Below are 18,781 nucleotides of genomic sequence, written 5' to 3'. Positions count from 1 at the left end.
CCGGGCGGGCATGGCCGCCGGGGCGCGGCGCGTGTCAGTCATACAGCACCGACGGCAGCCACAGTCCAATGGCGGGAAACAGATAAAGCAGCACGACGGCGACGATCTGAATCGCCATGAACGGCAGCATGCCGGCGAAGATCTGATTCAACGTCACATGCCGCGGCGCGACGCCCTTCAGATAGAAGGCGGCCATCGCGACCGGCGGCGACAGGAATGCGGTTTGCAGATTGAGCGCGACCAGCAGGCCGAAGAAAAGCGGATCGATATTGAAGTGCGCGAGCAGCGGGATAAAGATCGGCATGAAGATGACGATGATCTCCGTCCATTCGAGCGGCCAGCCGAGCAGAAAAATAATGACCTGCGACAGCACCATGAATTCGAACGCCGACAATTGCATCGACAGGACCCACCGCTCGATCAGCGCCTGTCCGCCGAGCAGCGCGAACGCCGCCGAAAAGATCGACGCACCGACGAAAAGCCAGCACACCATCGCACTGGTCCTCGCGGTCAGAAACACCGATTCCTTCAGGACGGTGAAATTCAGCTGCCGATACAGCGCTGCGAGTACCGTGCCTCCCAATGCGCCGACGGCGGCGGCCTCGGTCGGCGTCGCGAACCCGAACACGATCGAGCCGAGCACGGCCACGATCAGCGCGGCAAGCGGGAAAAACGAGCCGAGCAGCATCTTGAAAACTTCGAGGCGCGCAAAATCGAACCATAGATAGAAAGCGACCGTCAGCAGCGCAGCGATCCCGACGCTGATCCAGAACCACTTCGACGGTTGATCGGCCGCATGTTGTTTCGAGGTGTCCGCTGCGCCCGGACTCTCCATGCGCGGCGCCGCGAGTGCCGCTTCGTCCGCCTGGCGCGGCGCGGCCGCATCGGCCGCTGCGGGCTCGCCCGGCGGCGCCTGCAGGCTGTCGAGGCCCGACGGCGATGACTCGTCGAGAAAGCGTCGTTCGTTGAGGTCCACCGGCGCGGCCGCGGTCAGAGCCGGCGGTGGCGCAACCGACGCGCGGTAGCCGAGCAGCGCGGCACCGACCACGGTGATCGCGGGAATCAGCGCGATTGCGATTTGCCTGTTGAGCACCCGTCGCGGCGCGGTGGTATTGCGCCCGTCGAGCCACAGGCGCAGCAGCGCGATCAGCGCACCGGCGCGGCGCGTACCGGTGGCGTGTTGCGCATAGTCGGGCAACGGCACGCGACGCTCGTCCCCGGACAGCGGCGGCGCGAGGTCCGGCCGCAGCTTCGCGATGACGATCGTGTAGACGATGTAAAGTCCGGCGAGCATAAGTCCTGGGAAAAACGCGCCCGCATACAACTGCACGACCGACACGCCCGCGGTCGCGCCATACACGATCAGAAGAACCGACGGCGGGATCAGGATGCCGAGGCAGCCGCCGGCGGTAATCACGCCGGCCGACAGCCGCGTGCCGTAGCCGGCCTTCAGCATCGCCGGAAAAGCGAGCAGCCCCATCAGCGTCACGACCGCGCCGACGATGCCGGTTGCAGTGGCGAAAATCGCGCACGTGGCGAGCGTGGCGACCGCGAGCGAACCGGGAATGCGCGCGAGCGAGAGATGCAGGCTCCTGAACAGACGGGCGACGAGGTTGGCGCGTTCGATCAGATAGCCCATAAAGACGAACAGCGGAATAGAGATCAGCACGTCGTTGGTCATCACGCCGTAGGCGCGCTGCACCATCAGGTCGAGCGTCTGCCGGACCGCCAGCTCGGGGCTCGCACTTCGATAGGCGAGCCACGCGAACAGCACGCCCATGCCCATCAAGGTGAACGCGGTCGGAAAACCGAGCATGATGCAGATCACGATCAGCGCGAGCATCAGGAGGCCGAGATGCTCGTTGGTCATCGCGGACGGCGCCGGCATCAGGGAGACAATCGCGGCGAGCACGAGCGCCATCAGACAGAGTCCGAACCACGCTTCTTTTCTCATGGTGCGCTCCGTGTGCCGGTCGTGCTGTCACTCGCGTGTGGCGCCGATACCGCGACTTCCCGCTCCGGCACGTCGATCGACTGCCTGAGCTTCTCGACGTCGACTTCCTCGACATCGCCCGCGCGTCGTGGCCAGTTGCCGCGCCGCAGGCAGATCGCGCAGCGCACGATTTCGGCGGCGCCCTGCAGCAGCAAAAACGCGCCCGCTATCGGTATCACGGCTTTGAACGGGTAGATCGGCGGGCCGTCGGCGGCAATCGACGAGTGTTCGTTCTGCGCAAGCGAATCGCCGAAAAATGCAATGCCGGCCCAGACGAGCGCGACGGTGCCGGGAATGAAGAAAACGAGGTACAGCACGAGATCGACGAGCGCTTGCGCGCGCGGCGGAAAGAAGCCGTACAGCACGTCGCCGCGTACATGGCCGTTGCGCGACAGCGTATAGGCGCCGGCCATCATGAACAGCGTGCCGTACAGCATGTTCGCCGCATCGAACGCCCATGCGTGCGGCGTGCCCAATGCGTAACGCGAGAAGACCTCGTACGAAATCATCAGCGTGAGCGCGACGATCAGCCATGCGAACGCCTGACCTACCCATGTGCTGATCGCGTCGACACGCAGCAGTAGCTTTTGCATGGATCGCTCACACCGGTCGCCCGCGAACATCCCTCATGCTTTTTTGCCGAAGTAGTGCGCGGCTGCCATCCGGTAGTCGACGTTCGTGTCGCTTTGCCAGCGCGTCGTGCGCTCGGCGAATGCGCGCATCGAATCGTTGACTTTCTTGAACGCGGGATTCTCTTTCTCCTTTCTGGCGACGATCTCGTCCCAGACCTTGAGCTGTGCCTGCAGCACCGCATTCGGCGTCGCGTAAAACTTCACGCCCTGTTGCTGCAGCGCGATGTAGTCCTTCGAATAGCGGTCGATCGCCTTCCACGACATATCCTGCGACGCCGCTTCGACCGCATTGCCGATGATCGCCTTCAGATGCGGCGGCAGCGCGTCGTATTTCGGTTTGTTGAAAAGAATCTCGAACGTTTCGGAGCACTGGTGAAAACTGCGCAACATGCAGATCTTCGATACATCGGGAAAACCGAGCTGGCGATCCGAACTCGCATTGTTGAACTCGGCGGCGTCGATCAGGCCGCGGTCCATCGCCGGAACGATTTCGCTGCCGGGCAGCGCGTTGACCGCCGCGCCCATCGCCGTGAAGATGTCGATCGACAGTCCGACGGTACGAAACTTTGTGCCTGCGAGATCGTCCGGCTTCGTGATGGGCTTCTTGAACCAGCCGAGCGGCTGTGTCGGCATCGGTCCGTACAGATAGGACACGACGTTCAGATTCAGGTTGCGGTAGATCTCCGCGAGCAACTCCTTGCCGCCGCCGTACTTGTGCCAGGCGAGCAGCATGTTCGCGTCCATGCCCCACGCCGGGCCCGAGCCCCACAACGCCAGCGCCGAGTTCTTGCCGTACCAGTAAGCGCACACGCCATGGCCGCCGTCGAGCGTGCCCTTGCTGACCGCATCGATCAGATCGAACGCCTTGACGACGGCACCGGCCGGCAACACCTCGATCTTCAGGTCGCCGCCGGTCATCGTATTGACCTTGCCGGCGAAGTCGACGGCGTACTCGTGGAAGATGTCTTTTTGCGGCCACGTGCTCTGCCAGCGCATTACGGTCGGGCCTTGTGCTTTCACGATTGCCGGAAAGCCCAGCGATACCGCCGCTGTGGCGCCGGCCGCCGCCCCAGCGGACGCGCGTCGAAGAAATTTTCGGCGCGCCGGTTCACTCTTTCTTTTCCTGTCGGACGTGGCCACGGCTGTCTCCCCAGAACCTGTTTCGCCGCACGACGCCGCCGGCCAGCGAGCTATCGCCCGCCACCCGATCGGCCGTTCAGCTGCCACTGCATTCTAGGTAGGCTGCTTTGTAACGCCAATGAAAGGTTAACCATTACGATACCCGGCGCACATGACGGGTGTCGGCGTCATTTCCTGACGCTGCCGTCGTCCTCGTGGGTTGCGGTTCCGACCGGCATCGCCGCCGCGCCGCTCATCACGATCCCGAGCGCCGGCGCATGCATGAAGTCGTCGCCGGACTGCCCGCGCAGCGTCTCGCGTGCAACATCGAGCCATGCGCGCGCGGCGTGCGAGAGGTAGCCGTTGCGCCGCCAGCCGATCGCGATTTCCCACAGAATTTCCGGCTCGACGACGGGCCGGCAAGTGAATTCCGCCGCATCGAGCCGGCGGCAGTACGGCGCCGGCAGCAGCGCGATGCCGACGCCCGCCAGCACCAGCGCAACCATGAAGTCCCAATGCTCGCTGCGGCTCACGATGCCCGGTGCAAAGCCGGCGGCGCGGCACGCGTGCAGCACGACATCGTTGAGCGCGAGACTTTCGCCGTAGAACACGAACGGCTCGGCGGCGAGATCGGCGAGCGGCACCTGTTTCAGCGCGTCCCAGCGCGAGCCTTTGCGCGCGACGAGCCACAGGCGCTGACGCGTCATCGGCAGCGCGTCGATCCTCTCGGGATCGACCGGCAGCAGCACGCCGCCGAGTTCGAGTTCGCCGTCGATCAGCGCCGCTTCGACGGCGCGCGAGCCTTCCTCGATCAGCTTCAGTTCGACCTTCGGATAGCGCTGGCGGAATGCGGCGATGGCCGGCGTGAACAGCGCACCGCCCATCGGCGGAATGCCGATGGTCAGTGTGCCGCGGCCGAGTGTGCCGAGGTCGTCGAGTTCTTTCTGTAGCTGCGCCTGCGCGGCGAGCACGTCCTGGCCGCGTTGATAGACGATCCGGCCGGCATCGGTCAGCACCATCTGGCGGCCGTCGCGCAACAGCAGCGGCGAGCCGATTTCGTCTTCGAGCGCCTTCACCATCTTGCTGATGGTGGGCTGCGTCACGTACATCTGCCCGGCAGCGACGGTGAAGCTTTGTTGCCGGACGACCTCGATGAAATAGCGAAGCGCGCGCAGTTCCACGATAAGGCTCCCGTTGTAGATGCCGCCCCGACCTGGCGCGGGTCCGGCGCTGACGCAGCGTCGTGCCAGTTCACTTCCGTTCAGTTTCGTTCAGTGCCGCAAGATTCCATTATGGAATGATTTGAATGAGTGTAAGTCATTATATTTATATCAGGGATAACCCTATACTCGGCTGACCATAAGCAATTTCAGGGAGTGGCCAGATGAGCGTGTCCGTTACGAGGTTTGCCGCCAGCGCGCGATCGGGCGCGCTCGAGCCGGTTATGCGTGCTGCACGGATCGTCGCGCAGTGTCTCGCGCTCGCGGGCGTCTGGTTCGTCGCCGACGTTGCGGTGAAGCGCATCGGGCTGCCGGTGCCGGGCGGCGTGGTCGGCCTGCTCGCGCTGCTCGTCGCGTTGCTGTGCGGCGGCATCGCGCCGCGCTGGGTGAAAGCGGGCGCGGACTGGTTGCTGTCGGAACTGCTGCTGTTCTTTATTCCGGCCGCCGTGGCGGCGGTTCAGTACGGCGGGCTGTTCCGCGAGGACGGTTGGCGGCTCGCGCTCGTGGTCGCGGGCGGCACGCTGATGGTGATGGTTGCGGTGGCCTTTGCGGTCGAGCAGGCATCGCGTTTCGAGCGCCGGCTCGCGCTGCGTCGCGTGCCGGTCGAAGCGGCTGGATCGGGCCGCGCCGGTCGCGGCTGAAGGCCGCTTCGCGCGTCGAGTCAAACGCTAACGCTACGGCCTCGCCATGACCGCACTGTCCGCGTCCACGCTTTTAGCGTCCCCGTTTTTCACGTTCCTTCGCGCCGACGACGCGTCGCGCGCGATTGCCGCCGCGTGTCTCGTGCTGACAGTCGCGCTCTACTTCGCGTCGAAGATGCTCTACGCGCGCGTGAAGACGATGTGGTTCACGCCGCTTGTCGCGGTGCCGATCGTGCTCGTGGCGATCGTCGCGTTCGCGCATATTCCGTATCGCGTTTACTTCCAGGACACGCGCTGGCTCATGTGGCTGCTCGGCCCCGCGACCGTCGCGTTCGCCGTGCCGATCTACGAGTATCGCGACCTGATGAAGCGGCACTGGATTTCGCTCGCAGTGGGGGTGGTGGTCGGCATCGTCGTCGCGGTGGGCGGCTCGCTTGCGCTCGCGAAACTGCTGCACCTGTCGCCCGAATTGCAGCGCAGTCTGATGACGCGTTCCATCTCGACGCCGTTCGCGCTTGCCGTCAGCGACAGGATTCACGCGCCGAAAGACCTGACCGCGCTGTTCGTGATCGCAACGGGCGTGTGCGGCATGATCTTCGGCGAACTCGTGCTTGCGCTGCTGCCGCTGCGCTCGCGCCTCGCGCGCGGCGCGCTGTTCGGTGCGGCCGCGCACGGCGTCGGCACTGCGAAGGCGCGCGAGCTCGGCAGCGAGGAAGGTGTCGTCGCGAGTCTCACGATGATGATCGCCGGCGTCGTGATGGTGCTGCTTGCGCCGTTGCTCGGCATGCTGCCCGTCTAAGAGCGATGCGTGAGGGCGATGCGTGCGGGCGATGCGTGAGGGCGATGCGTGAGGGCGATGCGTGCGGGCGATGCGTGAGCGGTAACGCGTGACACAGCGCGTGACACAGCGCGCGGCGCGAACGCTTCGAACATGCGGCCGCGAGGCGCGTTGCAGCGCGCGTTCATCGGGCCCTATCACGGTAAATGCGGGTCGCACGCGCCATCCTGATTTGCTACAATCTGCGCTCGCCTTCGAGGAGCGTTGCGACGGGTTCCCGCCCGCCAGGCTCGAAGGTGGTCAATTCGAAGAGTCAGTGCATCAAGCGTTTGCTCTTCGTATCGAACGGCGCTCACGTCAATCTTCTAATTTTCTTAGAAAGGAGGGCGTGATGAACGCCGCAGTTTACGATTCCAAAGACTCGAAAGATTTCGTCGTCGCAGACCTCGCGCTCGCAGGCTGGGGCCGCAAGGAACTGAACATCGCCGAAACGGAGATGCCGGGCCTCGTGCAGATCCGCGACGAGTACAAGACGCAGCAGCCGTTGAAAGGCGCGCGCATCGCGGGCTCGCTGCACATGACGATCCAGACCGGCGTGCTGATCGAGACGCTGAAGGCGCTCGGCGCCGACGTGCGCTGGGCATCGTGCAACATCTTCTCGACGCAGGACCACGCCGCTGCCGCGATCGCCGAAGGCGGCACGCCGGTGTTCGCATTCAAGGGCGAATCGCTCGACGAATACTGGCAATTCACGCACCGCATCTTCGAATGGCCGAACGGTCAGTTCGCGAACATGATCCTCGATGACGGCGGCGATGCAACGCTGCTGCTCATTCTCGGCTCGAAGGCCGAGAAGGACCGCTCGGTGATCGCCAAGCCGACCAACGAAGAAGAAACCGCGCTGTTCAAGTCGATCGCACAGCATCTCGACGTGGACGCGACCTGGTATTCGAAGCGCCTCGCGCACATCAAGGGCGTGACCGAAGAAACCACGACCGGCGTGCACCGTCTGTACCAGATGGAAAAGGAAGGCCGTCTGCCGTTCCCCGCGATCAACGTGAACGACTCGGTGACGAAGTCGAAATTCGACAACCTGTACGGCTGCCGCGAGTCGCTCGTCGACGGCATCAAGCGCGCCACCGACGTGATGATCGCCGGCAAGATCGCCGTGGTGGCCGGTTACGGCGACGTGGGCAAGGGTTGCGCGCAATCGCTGCGCGGCCTCGGCGCGACCGTGTGGGTGACCGAAATCGATCCGATCTGCGCGCTGCAGGCGGCGATGGAAGGCTACCGCGTCGTGACGATGGAATACGCGGCCGACAAGGCCGACATTTTCGTGACGGCCACCGGCAACTACCATGTGATCAACCACGATCACATGAAGGCGATGCGCCACAACGCGATCGTCTGCAACATCGGCCACTTCGATTCGGAAATCGACGTCGCTTCGACGCGCCAGTACCAGTGGGAAAACATCAAGCCGCAAGTCGACCACATCATTTTCCCGGACGGCAAGCGCGTGATCCTGCTGGCCGAAGGCCGCCTCGTGAACCTCGGCTGCGCCACGGGCCACCCGTCGTTCGTGATGTCGAACTCGTTCACGAACCAGACGCTCGCGCAGATCGAACTGTTCACGCAAGGCAACCAGTACGAGAACAAGGTCTATGTACTGCCGAAGCAGCTCGACGAGAAGGTCGCGCGCCTGCACCTCGCGCGCATCGGTGCGAACCTGACCGTGCTGTCGACGGATCAGGCGAGCTATATCGGCGTCGACAGGAACGGTCCGTTCAAGCCGAACCACTACCGCTACTAGGCACGTTGCCGATTGCGCGTGATGCGCCAGATGCATGGCACGCACCGCGCGCATTCGTGTTCAATGCGGACCGTGAGCACAATGTGAACATAAGGAGCCTTCGATGACCGTGCTGTTGACCTGGCTGATCAATGCGCTCGCATTGTTGATCATCACGTACCTCGTGCCGTCGATCCACATCCGCAGCTTCGGTACGGCGCTGATCGTCGCGCTCGTGCTCGGGCTCATCAACACGGTGTTGCGGCCCGTGCTGATCCTGCTGACGTTGCCGGTCACGATACTCACGCTCGGACTCTTCATTCTCGTCGTCAACGCACTGTGTTTCTGGCTGTGCGCGTCGCTGCTGAAGGGCTTCGAAGTGTCGGGTTTCTGGTCGGCGTTCTTCGGCTCGATTCTGTACAGCATCGTTTCGTGGCTGCTGTCCGCGCTTATTTTCGGCAATCGCAGTTTCGGCTAGCTGTCGCCACGCGAGGCGCAATTTGCGGCGCGCGGCGGGCATTCTGCGATGGCCTATCGGATTCTGATCCGGACCATGAACCCTATCGAACTTTCATTCGAATTCTTCCCGCCTAAAACGCCGGAAGGCGTCGAGAAGCTGCGCGCGACACGCGAGCAGCTGCTTGCGCTCAAGCCGAAGTTTGTGTCGGTCACATTCGGCGCGGGCGGCTCGACGCAGCAAGGCACGCTCGATACCGTCCTCGACATGTCGAAGGGCGGCCTCGAAGCGGCGCCGCATCTGTCGTGCATCGGCTCGTCGAAAGACGACCTGCGGCGCATTCTCGGCGAGTACCGCTCGCATGGCATTCGCCATATCGTCGCGTTGCGCGGCGATCTGCCGTCGGGCATGGGCGCGGTCGGCGAACTGCGCTATGCGTCGGAACTCGTCAGCTTTATCCGCGCCGAGTCCGGCGACTGGTTTCATATCGAAGTCGCCGCGTATCCGGAATACCATCCGCAGTCGCGCACGCCGCGGCACGATCTCGAGAATTTCGCGCGCAAGGTGAAGGCCGGCGCGAACTCCGCGATCACGCAGTACTTCTTCAATGCGGACGCGTACTTCCAGTTCGTCGACGATGCGCGCAAGCTCGGTGTCGATGTGCCGATCGTGCCTGGCATCATGCCGATCACGAACTACTCGCAGCTGATGCGCTTTTCCGAAATGTGCGGCGCCGAAGTGCCGCGCTGGATCGCGCGGCGGCTCGAGAGTTTCGGCGACGACCGCGACGCGATTCGCGCGTTCGGACTCGATGTGGTGACCGGGCTGTGCCAGCGGCTCGTCGATGCGGGTGTGCCGGGCCTGCATTTCTATACGCTCAACGCCGCTGCGTCGACCAGAACGATCTGCGAGCGGCTCGGTCTGTAGGCCGGACACACGGCCCGCACGCACACGGTCGGGACGCACGGTCACGACCTGCACGCCGGTTATAACCCGCCGCGCATAGCTCATACTGCGATCGAAACGTCTTGCGCGATCTTGCGCAAGACGTTTTGCGGCACAAAGCGGTTGATCAGGCCAATCGAGGGCGCCCGCGCCCGATTCCCATATACATGTTTGAACGTTTGCGCCACCGGATTTTGTCCGCTTGTGAGGGCCGGTAAAGCTCAGTAATATCGCGCTACGCTGGTTTTGACCGGTTACAAATCTGGAGGAAACATGAACCAAAACAGACTGTTGCGCGCGCTCCGGCTCACGATGCTGAGCGCGGCCGCAGCGGTGACGATGGCGGGCACGCAACTGGCGAATGCCGCCGACATCCCGAATAAAACCCTCGTCTACTGCTCAGAAGGCAGCCCCGCGGGTTTCGATCCAGCGCAATACACGACGGGCGTGGACTTCACCGCGAATACGTTCACGGTTTATAACCGTCTTGTCGAATTCGAACGCGGCGGCACGAAGGTCGAACCGGGCCTCGCCGAAAAGTGGGACGTGTCGCCGGACGGCAAAACGTATACGTTCCATCTGCGTCACGGCGTCAAATTCCAGACCACTTCGTTTTTCAAGCCGACGCGCGAGTTCAACGCGGACGACGTGATCTTCACGTTCGAGCGCATGCTCGATCCGAATCAGCCGTTCCGCAAGGCCTACCCGGTGCAGTTCCCGTACTTCAGCGACATGGGCCTCGACAAGCTGATCACGAAGGTCGAAAAGGTCGACCCATACACGGTGAAATTCACGCTCGCCGAAGTGAACGCGCCGTTCATCCAGAATCTCGCGATGGAATACGCGTCGATCCTGTCGGCCGAATACGCGGACCAGCTGTTGAAGGAAGGCAAGGCCGCCGACATCAACCAGAAGCCGGTCGGCACGGGTCCGTTCATCTTCAAGAGCTACACGAAGGACGCGACGATCCGCTTCGACGGCAATCCTGATTACTGGAAGCCGAACACGGTCAAGGTCTCGAAGCTGATCTTCTCGATCACGCCCGATGCGGGCGTGCGCGTGCAGAAACTGAAGGCCGGCGAATGCCAGGTGATGAGCTACCCGCGTCCTGCCGATATCGCGCCGCTGAAGGCCGACAACAACATCGCGATGCCGTCGCAAGCGGGCTTCAACCTCGGCTACCTTGCGTATAACGTCACGCACAAGCCGCTCGACAAGCTCGAAGTGCGCGAAGCGCTCGACATGGCGATCAACAAGAAAGCGATCGTCGATTCCGTGTATCAGGGCGCGGGCCAGCTCGCGACGAACCCGATGCCGCCGACGCAATGGTCGTACGACAAATCGCTGAAGGCTGCTTCGTACGATCCGGACAAGGCGAAGGCGCTGCTCGCGAAGGCCGGTTTCCCGAACGGCTTCGAGATCACGCTGTGGGCCATGCCGGTGCAGCGTCCGTACAACCCGAACGGCAAGCTGATGGCCGAAATGATTCAGGCCGACTGGGCGAAGATCGGCGTGAAGGCGAAGATCGTCACGTACGAGTGGGGCGAGTACATCAAGCGCGCGCACGCGGGCGAAGACGATACGATGCTGATCGGCTGGACCGGCGACAACGGCGATCCGGACAACTGGCTCGGCACGCTGCTCGGCTGCGACGCGGTGAATGGCAATAACTTCTCGAAGTGGTGTTACAAGCCCTTCGACGACCTCGTGAAGAAGGGCCGCGAAACCAACGGTCAGGACGCGCGCACGAAGTTTTATGTGCAGGCGCAGCAGATCTTTGCGGAACAACTGCCGTTCTCGCCGATCGCACACTCGACTGTCTATCAGCCGATGAGCAAGAAGGTCACCGACATGCGCATCGAATCGCTCGGTTACCTGCGTTTCGACGGCGTCGGCATGCAGTAAGGCGGCACGTCGTGGCACGCGGCGGCGGGCGATATGCATCACGCCCCGCGGTAAGTTTTTCGCACGGTTAAGAAGACTGGTCGAAACTGTCCGGCGACGGGGTCACGAGCCCTTGTCGCCGGTTGCATTTTTCCCCATCCATACCATAGGGACGATCCATGTTCCGATTCGTTTTGCGCCGCATCGGGATGGTGATACCGACTTTCATCGGAATTACGATCCTTGCGTTCGCGCTTATCCACCTGATTCCAGGCGACCCGATCGAAGTGATGATGGGCGAGCGCGGCGTCGACCCGGCACTGCATGCGGCGGCGCTTCACCGGCTCGGTCTCGACGAGCCGTTGCCGCTTCAATATCTGCACTACGTCGGACGCGCGCTGTCCGGCAATCTCGGTACGTCGATCATCACGAACACGAGCGTGATGGACGAGTTTCTGGCGCGCTTTCCAGCGACGGTCGAACTGTCGATCTGCGCGATGCTGTTCGCGCTCGTGGTCGGTTTGCCGGCCGGCGTGTTCGCCGCGCTCAAGCGCGGCACCGCCGTCGATCATGGCGTGATGGGCACCGCGCTGGCCGGTTACTCGATGCCGATTTTCTGGTGGGGCTTGATCCTCATCATGGTGTTTTCGTCGAAGCTCGGCTGGACGCCGGTGTCGGGCCGCATCGCAGTCGAATACGACATTCCGCACGTAACAGGTTTCCTGCTGATCGACTCGCTGCTGCCGGGCACCGACGAGGGCTCGTTCCGCTCCGCGCTCAGCCATCTGATTCTGCCCGCGATCGTGCTCGGCACGATTCCGCTTGCGGTGGTCGCGCGCATGACGCGCTCGTCGATGCTCGAAGTGCTGCGCGAAGACTATATTCGTACCGCGCGCGCGAAGGGCTTATCGCCGGTGCGCGTGATCGTCGTGCACGCATTGCGTAACGCGCTGATTCCGGTCGTCACCGTGATCGGTCTGCAGGTCGGCACGCTGCTCGCCGGCGCGGTGCTGACCGAAACGCTGTTCTCGTGGCCCGGCATCGGCAAGTGGCTGATCGATGCGATCAGCCGGCGCGACTATCCGGTCGTGCAGGGCGGGATTCTGATGATCGCCACGCTCGTTATCGTGGTGAACCTCGTCGTCGATCTGCTGTACGGCGTGTTGAATCCGCGCATTCGCCATACGAGGTAAAAGCAAGATGGCAGACCTTCAAAATGCAGTCCCGCAGGCGGTGACGCCGCCGAGCGGCCGCGCGCTCGCCGCCCGCGAATTCTGGGCCAACTTCTCGCGCAATCGCGGCGCGGTCGGCGCCGGCATCGTCGTGCTCGTGATGGTGTTCATCGCGATTTTCGCGCCGCTGATCGCGCCGCATAGTCCGATCGAGCAATACCGCGATTTTGTGAAGATTCCGCCCGCGTGGCTCGACGGCGGCAACTGGAAGTTCATTCTCGGCACCGACGAAGCGGGCCGCGACATTCTTTCGCGGCTCATGTACGGCGCGCGGCTGTCGTTCTGGATCGGTTGCGTGTCGGTCGTGCTCGCGCTGATTCCCGGCATCGTGCTCGGCCTGGTCGCCGCATTCTTCGACAGGTGGGCCGACACGCCGATCATGCGCGTGATGGACGTGCTGCTCGCGTTGCCATCGCTGCTGCTTGCAGTTGCCGTGGTCGCGATCATCGGCCCGGGCCTGTTCAACACGATGTTCGCGATCGCGATCGTCGCGCTGCCGGGCTACGTGCGTTTGACGCGCGCCTCGGCGCTCGGCGAACTGCACAAGGAATATGTGATGGCGTCGCGCGTCGCAGGCGCCGGCACCATGCGGCTCATGTTCTCGCAAGTGCTGCCGAACTGCACCGCGCCGCTGATCGTGCAGGCCACGCTCGGCTTTTCGTCGGCGATTCTCGATGCGGCCGCGCTTGGCTTCCTCGGTCTCGGCGTGCAGCCGCCGTCGGCCGAGTGGGGCGCGATGCTCGCCTCCGCGCGCGACTATATCGACAGCGCATGGTGGATCGTCACGATGCCCGGTCTTTCGATTCTGATCTCGGTGCTCGCAATCAACCTGCTCGGCGACGGGCTGCGCGACGCGCTCGATCCCAAACTGAAGCGGATGGCCTGACATGAGCGATTTATTGACCATCCGCAATCTCGCCGTCGACTTCGGCGGCCTCGCCGCGGTCGACCGCGTCAATCTCAATGTCGCGCCCGGGGAAGTGGTCGGCGTGGTCGGAGAATCGGGCTCGGGCAAGAGCGTGACGATGATGGCGCTGATGGGCCTGATCGACGCGCCGGGCAAGGTGACGGCCGACGAAATCAGCTTCGACGGCAAGAACCTGCTGACCGCCGCGCCGAAAGAACGCCGCAAAATTATCGGCAAAGACATCGCGATGGTGTTTCAGGACGCGCTGACGAGCCTGAACCCGAGCTACACGGTCGGCTACCAGATCAAGGAAGTGCTGAAGCTGCACGAAGGGCTGCGCGGCGACGCACTGAACCGCCGCGCGCTCGAACTGCTCGATCAGGTCGGCATTCCCGATGCGAAGAACCGCATCGGTTCGTTTCCGCATCAGATGTCGGGCGGCATGAACCAGCGCGTGATGATCGCGATGGCCGTCGCGTGCAATCCGAAACTGCTGATCGCCGACGAACCGACCACCGCGCTCGACGTGACGATCCAGGCGCAGATCATGCAACTGCTCGTGCAGTTGCAGAAAGAGCGCGGCATGGCGCTCGTGCTGATTTCGCACGATCTGGCCGTGGTCTCGGAAGTCGCGCAACGCGTGGCCGTGATGTACGCGGGCGAGATCATCGAGACGAACCGCGTGCCCGATATCTTCGCGGCGCCTCATCATCCGTACACCGAAGCGCTGCTGGCGGCGATTCCCGAGCATAACGTCGGCGCAGTGCGGCTGGCGGCGCTGCCGGGTCTCGTGCCGGGCCGCGACGACCGGCCGAAGGGCTGCCTCTTCGCGCCGCGCTGCAAGTACGTCGTCGACGATTGCAGGAAAGCGCGGCCGCCGCTCGGCGGCTTGCCCAATCACGACGATACGGTTCGCGTGCGCTGCATCAAGCCGCTGAACCTGGCCACCGATGCGATTCGACCGGGAGGCGCACGATGAACGCAGTCCCTGAAACGCGCCAGCCGGGCGCCGCGGCCGGCGGCGACCACGTGCTCGTCGCCGAGCAGCTGGCGAAGCACTACGACGTGAAGCGCGGCATGTTCGGCCACGGCACGGTGAAGGCGTTGAACGGCGTGTCGTTTTCGCTGATGCGCGGGCGCACGCTTGCAGTCGTCGGCGAATCCGGCTGCGGCAAATCGACGCTCGCGCGCCAGTTGACGATGATCGAATCGCCGACTGCGGGGCGCCTGCTGATCGACGGCGAAGATGTGGCCGGCGCCGGTCACGCGAAGATCGCGGCGCTGCGCCGGCGCGTGCAGATGGTGTTCCAGAATCCGTTTGCGTCGCTGAACCCGCGCAAGACCGTCGAGCAGACGCTTGGCGAGCCGCTCGCGATCAACACGCCGCTGACCGCGAGCGAGCGTGCCGAACGCATCGCGCACATGATGCGCATCGTCGGGCTGCGGCCCGAACACGCGAAGCGCTACCCTCATATGTTCTCGGGCGGGCAGCGTCAGCGGGTCGCGATTGCGCGGGCGATGATTCTCGATCCGCAGATCGTCGTCGCCGACGAACCGGTGTCCGCACTCGACGTCTCGATCCAGGCGCAGATTCTTAATTTGTTTATGGATCTGCAAGATGAGTTTAAGACCAGCTACGTCTTCATCTCGCACAATCTGGCCGTGGTTGAGCACATCGCCGACGACGTGATGGTGATGTATTTCGGCGGCATCGCCGAACTCGGCGACAATAGGACGATCTTCGAAAGGCCGCGTCATCCGTACACGCGGGCGCTGATGTCTGCGACGCCGTCGATCTTCGAAGCGGACCGGCGGATCCGGATCCGGCTGCAAGGCGAAATGCCGTCGCCGCTGAATCCGCCGTCGGGATGTACTTTCCATCAGCGTTGCCCGTATGCGATCGACCGGTGCCGTCAGGAGGAACCGAAGCTGCGTGAAGTGGATGGCCGTCAGGTTTCGTGTCACCGCGCCGAGGAGGTGGGGGACGCGGATGCCTGAAACGGCGGCGGCGCGCTGCGCGGTGCGCCGCTGCGTCGATGGCGTGGGGCACCGGATGCGCCTGTTGCGCGGGTTGCATGGCTTGCGTTGGCTGCGCAGCGCGCGGCCCATGTTCATCGCGCTGTGTCGCGGTCTGATGCTGGCGGCCGCCGCGTTGGCCGCGTTGGCCGGGTCCGCGCCGATGCCGCCGTGGCTCGCGGCGTGGGCGCCGGTCGCGTCGGCGTATGCGGCCGGCGAGGCGCCGGCGCACACGAGCGCGCAGGGGACGGCGCGGCCGACCTTGCCGCTGCCGCATCCGCCGGCCGCACCGCCGCGCGCCGCTGCGCCGGCTACCAGTGCGCCGCCGCCGGCGCCGGCTTCTTCGGGCACGACCACGGGCGGCCCGGTTCGCCCGGAGCCGGCCCGCATGCCGTTCTATGTCGCGACGCGCGGCGCGACGACCATCTATATTCTCGGCACGTTGCACGTCGGCGATCCGGTCGACTATCCGCCCGGCCAGCCGTTCCGGCGGCCGATTCTCGCGGCGCTCGCCGCCTCGCCGACGCTTGCGCTCGAACTGTCTCCCGACGATCTGCTCGTTTCACAGGACGATGTGTCGAAGTACGGCATCTGCCGGTATCCATGCCTGCCGAAGCTGTTGCCCGATGCGCTGTGGCGCAAGCTCGAAATGCGCTTGCGCGACAACCCGGCGGCGCTCGACGAAATCCGCAAGATGCGGCCGTGGCTCGCTTCGCTGCTCGTCGAGACCTACGATTCGCTGAGCGCCGGGCTGCAGACCGAGTACGGCACCGAGGCCCAGTTGCAGAACGTCTACCTGCGGCAACGCGGCCGGATCGTCGGGCTCGAGACGCTGGCCGAGCAGATGCGCGCCTTTACGAGCCTCAATCTTGCACAGCAGCGCGAAATGCTCGCGCAGGATCTCGTGCAGACGCCGGCGGAAAACGTGAACGACGTCAAGGCGCTGCATCGTCTGTGGCGCGTCGGCGATGCCGACGCGCTCGCCGCATGGGAAGCCGCCAAGTCGGAGAAGCTCGCGCGCAACAAGCGCGTGTCGGCCTCGATCGACAACAAGATTCTTTATGAACGCAATCGCCGCTTCGTCACGCGGATGATCGCGATCTCGGCGCCGAACAAGCCCGTGTTCGTCGCCATCGGCGCGCTGCACCTCGGCGGCCGCAATGGCGTGCTGCAGTTGTTGCGGCAGCGCGGCTTCGTGGTCGAGCCGAGCTGATTATTCGCCGCGCACCAGCGCGTCGCGCATGCTTTCCACCACCGGCGCCCAGTCGCCGAGCGTCGTTTGCCGGAACAGCCGCGCAGTCGGATACCACGGCGAGTCGCTGCGGTGCTCGAGCCAGCGCCAGTCCGAGTTGGCGGGCAGCATGACCCACAGCGGCTTGCCCAGCGCGCCGGTCAGATGCGCGACGGCGGTATCGACGGTAATCACGAGATCGAGGTTGGCGATCAGTGCGGCGGTGTCCGAGAAGTCAGTCAGCTCCGCCGTGAAGTCGAGCGGGCGGATCGCTTCGGGCAGCGCGGCCAGTTGCGCGTGCGCCGCGCCTTTTTGCAGGTTGAGCCACGCCACGCCGGTCAGTTCGATCAGCGGTGCGAGCGCCGCAAGCGGCATCGAACGATAACGGTCGTTGCCGAAGGTCGGACTGCCCGCCCAGACAAGGCCGACTTTCGGTTGCGCCCCGACGGCTTCATGCAGACGCTCGCGCCAGTGCGCGATTTTCGCGGCATCGGCAAACAGGTACGGCACTGCGGCCGGGATGCTGTGCACTTCGGTGCCGACGACCGACGGCACGCTCATCAGCGAGATCCAGAAGTCGTAGTCGCCGCCCGGCGTGCCGGTCCACGCGCGGCGCACGCCGGGCACGCGTTGCGCGATGGCGAGCAACGGCGCGCGCACGCAGACGTCGACGATCGCGCCGCGTTCCGCGAGCACGCGTGCGTAACGCAAGAACTGGAACTGGTCGCCGAAACCCTGCTCGCGCACGAGCAGAATGCGTTTGCCGCCGATCGGCTCGCCGTGCCATTCGGGAATGCCTTCGACGGCGATCGCTTCATAGTCGCTTGCGCGCCAGCGTCGTGCGTATTCGGCCCAGCCGTGGGCGTAGTCGCCGCGCTTCAGATAGAGCCAGGCGAGATTCTGATGCGCGTCGGGCTGCTCGGGTTCGAGCGCGAGCGCCGCGCGATAGAACTGCTCCTCTTCGTCGTGGCGGCCCTGGGCGCCGAGCGAGGCGCCGAGACAGACGAGGTTCGTCGCGTTGCCGTTCAGCGCGACGCCCTGCCGGTAGTGCTGTTCCGCTTCGCGGTACTCGCCGAGCTTGCCGAGCGCGGTGCCGAGATTCACATGTGCGCCGGCGAAGGCCGGATCCGCAGCGATTGCATGCCGGAAGTGAGCGGCGGCCGCGGCGAATTCGCCGCGCGCCTGCTGCGCGTTGCCCGCGTTGAAGTGGGCCTGCGCCGAATGCGGATCGAGCGACAGCGCGATCCGATATTGCGCGTAGGCGTCGTCATGACGGCCGAGCTTGTTCAACGACGAGCCAAGATTCACGTGGACGTCGACCAGTGTCGCGTCGATGGCGAGCGCGTGGCGATAGTGCGCGACGGCTTCTTCGAGCGCGCCTTGCGCCTGCAACGCGACCGCGAGGTTGTTATGCGCGTCGGCGAAGTCCGGCTTCAGTAGCAGCGCGTTGCGATAGCACTGCAGCGAGAACGCATGCTGGCCGCACGCCGCCGCGACGAGTCCGCGATTGCTCCAGCATTCGGCATTCGACGCGTCGAGCGCCAACGCGCGATCGAGCAGCGTGGCCGCGGCCGAATGTTCGCCAAGCTGGTGTTGCAGCACGCCGTAGTAATGCAGCGCTTCGGAATGTTCAGGTATGCTTGCGAGCGTTTCGCGATAGAGCGCTTGCGCTTCGTCGAAACGGCCTGCGCGATGGGCCTCGAGCGCGAATGCGAGAGCAGTGGGGTACGGTTGAGCAGCGGGTTGAGCAGCGGGTCGGCCGACCCGATCGGGCTGACCCGACGAAGAAGCAGACGAAGCAGACGTGCCGTCGGCACGAACAGGCGTGGCGGAATTGGACATCGCGGATCTCGGCGAAAAGCCGGCGCGCGTTGCAGCGTGCACGCGCCGGGCTGTGGATTTCGGATGCCCACAAGCTTAGGTCCGAGGCCCGC

General features: G+C 64.3%; 16 protein-coding genes and 1 riboswitch. Of the genes, 11 read left to right on the top strand and 5 right to left on the bottom strand.

The features are described 5' to 3' along the window. Nucleotides 1-34: 34 nt before the first annotated feature. The 4 genes from BTO02_RS19785 to BTO02_RS19770 form a co-directional block, all read right to left on the bottom strand. A complete protein-coding gene (locus tag BTO02_RS19785; RefSeq protein ID WP_075158450.1) occupies nucleotides 35-1,954 on the bottom strand; it encodes a TRAP transporter large permease in 1,920 nt (639 codons plus the stop codon). Further along, nucleotides 1,951-2,586: a TRAP transporter small permease subunit gene (locus BTO02_RS19780; protein WP_075158449.1), complete on the bottom strand. Its 636-nt coding sequence runs from the start codon at nucleotides 2,584-2,586 to the stop codon at nucleotides 1,951-1,953. The genes BTO02_RS19785 and BTO02_RS19780 overlap by 4 nt, the downstream gene beginning before the upstream one ends. Nucleotides 2,587-2,619: 33 nt before the next feature. Continuing rightward, a complete protein-coding gene (locus BTO02_RS19775; protein WP_232243550.1) occupies nucleotides 2,620-3,663 on the bottom strand; it encodes a TRAP transporter substrate-binding protein in 1,044 nt (347 codons plus the stop codon). 269 nt (nucleotides 3,664-3,932) lie between these two features. Continuing rightward, the gene (locus tag BTO02_RS19770) at nucleotides 3,933-4,925 is read right to left on the bottom strand and encodes a LysR family transcriptional regulator (protein WP_075158447.1); all 993 of its coding nucleotides are present in this window, start codon (nucleotides 4,923-4,925) and stop codon (nucleotides 3,933-3,935) included. Nucleotides 4,926-5,128: 203 nt separating this feature from the next. Between BTO02_RS19770 and BTO02_RS19765 the strand changes: the two genes are divergently transcribed. From BTO02_RS19765 to BTO02_RS19715, 11 genes are all read left to right on the top strand, one after another. Then, on the top strand, nucleotides 5,129-5,605 hold the full coding sequence (locus tag BTO02_RS19765; RefSeq protein WP_075158446.1) for a CidA/LrgA family protein: 477 nt from the start codon (nucleotides 5,129-5,131) through the stop codon (nucleotides 5,603-5,605). Nucleotides 5,606-5,651: 46 nt separating this feature from the next. Next, complete coding sequence (locus BTO02_RS19760; RefSeq protein WP_075158445.1) at nucleotides 5,652-6,404, top strand: LrgB family protein; 753 nt, start codon at nucleotides 5,652-5,654, stop codon at nucleotides 6,402-6,404. 229 nt (nucleotides 6,405-6,633) lie between these two features. Beyond that, nucleotides 6,634-6,744: riboswitch (S-adenosyl-L-homocysteine riboswitch) on the top strand. A 30-nt stretch (nucleotides 6,745-6,774) separates the two neighbouring features. Further along, nucleotides 6,775-8,196, top strand: coding sequence for an adenosylhomocysteinase (ahcY, locus tag BTO02_RS19755; protein WP_075158444.1), 1,422 nt, complete (start codon nucleotides 6,775-6,777; stop codon nucleotides 8,194-8,196). 103 nt (nucleotides 8,197-8,299) lie between these two features. Beyond that, complete coding sequence (locus tag BTO02_RS19750; protein WP_075158443.1) at nucleotides 8,300-8,653, top strand: phage holin family protein; 354 nt, start codon at nucleotides 8,300-8,302, stop codon at nucleotides 8,651-8,653. Nucleotides 8,654-8,728: 75 nt separating this feature from the next. Further along, nucleotides 8,729-9,559 carry a methylenetetrahydrofolate reductase [NAD(P)H] gene (gene metF, locus BTO02_RS19745; protein ID WP_075159027.1) on the top strand — a complete coding sequence of 277 codons (831 nt, stop codon included), beginning with the start codon at nucleotides 8,729-8,731 and terminating at the stop codon, nucleotides 9,557-9,559. Nucleotides 9,560-9,850: 291 nt separating this feature from the next. Beyond that, nucleotides 9,851-11,482 carry an ABC transporter substrate-binding protein gene (locus tag BTO02_RS19740; protein WP_075158442.1) on the top strand — a complete coding sequence of 544 codons (1,632 nt, stop codon included), beginning with the start codon at nucleotides 9,851-9,853 and terminating at the stop codon, nucleotides 11,480-11,482. A gap of 158 nt (nucleotides 11,483-11,640) precedes the next feature. Then, nucleotides 11,641-12,654, top strand: a complete 1,014-nt coding sequence (locus tag BTO02_RS19735) for an ABC transporter permease subunit (protein ID WP_075158441.1) — start codon at nucleotides 11,641-11,643, stop codon at nucleotides 12,652-12,654. A 7-nt stretch (nucleotides 12,655-12,661) separates the two neighbouring features. Next, nucleotides 12,662-13,579, top strand: a complete 918-nt coding sequence (locus BTO02_RS19730) for an ABC transporter permease subunit (protein ID WP_075158440.1) — start codon at nucleotides 12,662-12,664, stop codon at nucleotides 13,577-13,579. Nucleotide 13,580: 1 nt separating this feature from the next. Next, nucleotides 13,581-14,579, top strand: a complete 999-nt coding sequence (locus BTO02_RS19725) for an ABC transporter ATP-binding protein (protein ID WP_075158439.1) — start codon at nucleotides 13,581-13,583, stop codon at nucleotides 14,577-14,579. Then, nucleotides 14,576-15,598: a peptide ABC transporter ATP-binding protein gene (locus BTO02_RS19720; protein WP_075158438.1), complete on the top strand. Its 1,023-nt coding sequence runs from the start codon at nucleotides 14,576-14,578 to the stop codon at nucleotides 15,596-15,598. The genes BTO02_RS19725 and BTO02_RS19720 overlap by 4 nt, the downstream gene beginning before the upstream one ends. Then, complete coding sequence (locus BTO02_RS19715) at nucleotides 15,591-16,829, top strand: TraB/GumN family protein (RefSeq protein ID WP_075158437.1); 1,239 nt, start codon at nucleotides 15,591-15,593, stop codon at nucleotides 16,827-16,829. The genes BTO02_RS19720 and BTO02_RS19715 overlap by 8 nt, the downstream gene beginning before the upstream one ends. Here BTO02_RS19715 and BTO02_RS19710 read toward each other — a convergent pair whose 3' ends face one another. Next, nucleotides 16,830-18,689, bottom strand: coding sequence for a tetratricopeptide repeat protein (locus BTO02_RS19710; protein WP_083615184.1), 1,860 nt, complete (start codon nucleotides 18,687-18,689; stop codon nucleotides 16,830-16,832). It abuts the gene before it with no gap. Nucleotides 18,690-18,781: the final 92 nt, after the last annotated feature.

The sequence above is a fragment of the Paraburkholderia sp. SOS3 genome (assembly GCF_001922345.1).
Taxonomy (GTDB): Bacteria; Pseudomonadota; Gammaproteobacteria; order Burkholderiales; family Burkholderiaceae; genus Paraburkholderia.
Note: the sequence above shows the minus strand (reverse complement) of the source record. Positions and strands in the feature narration are given on the sequence as shown.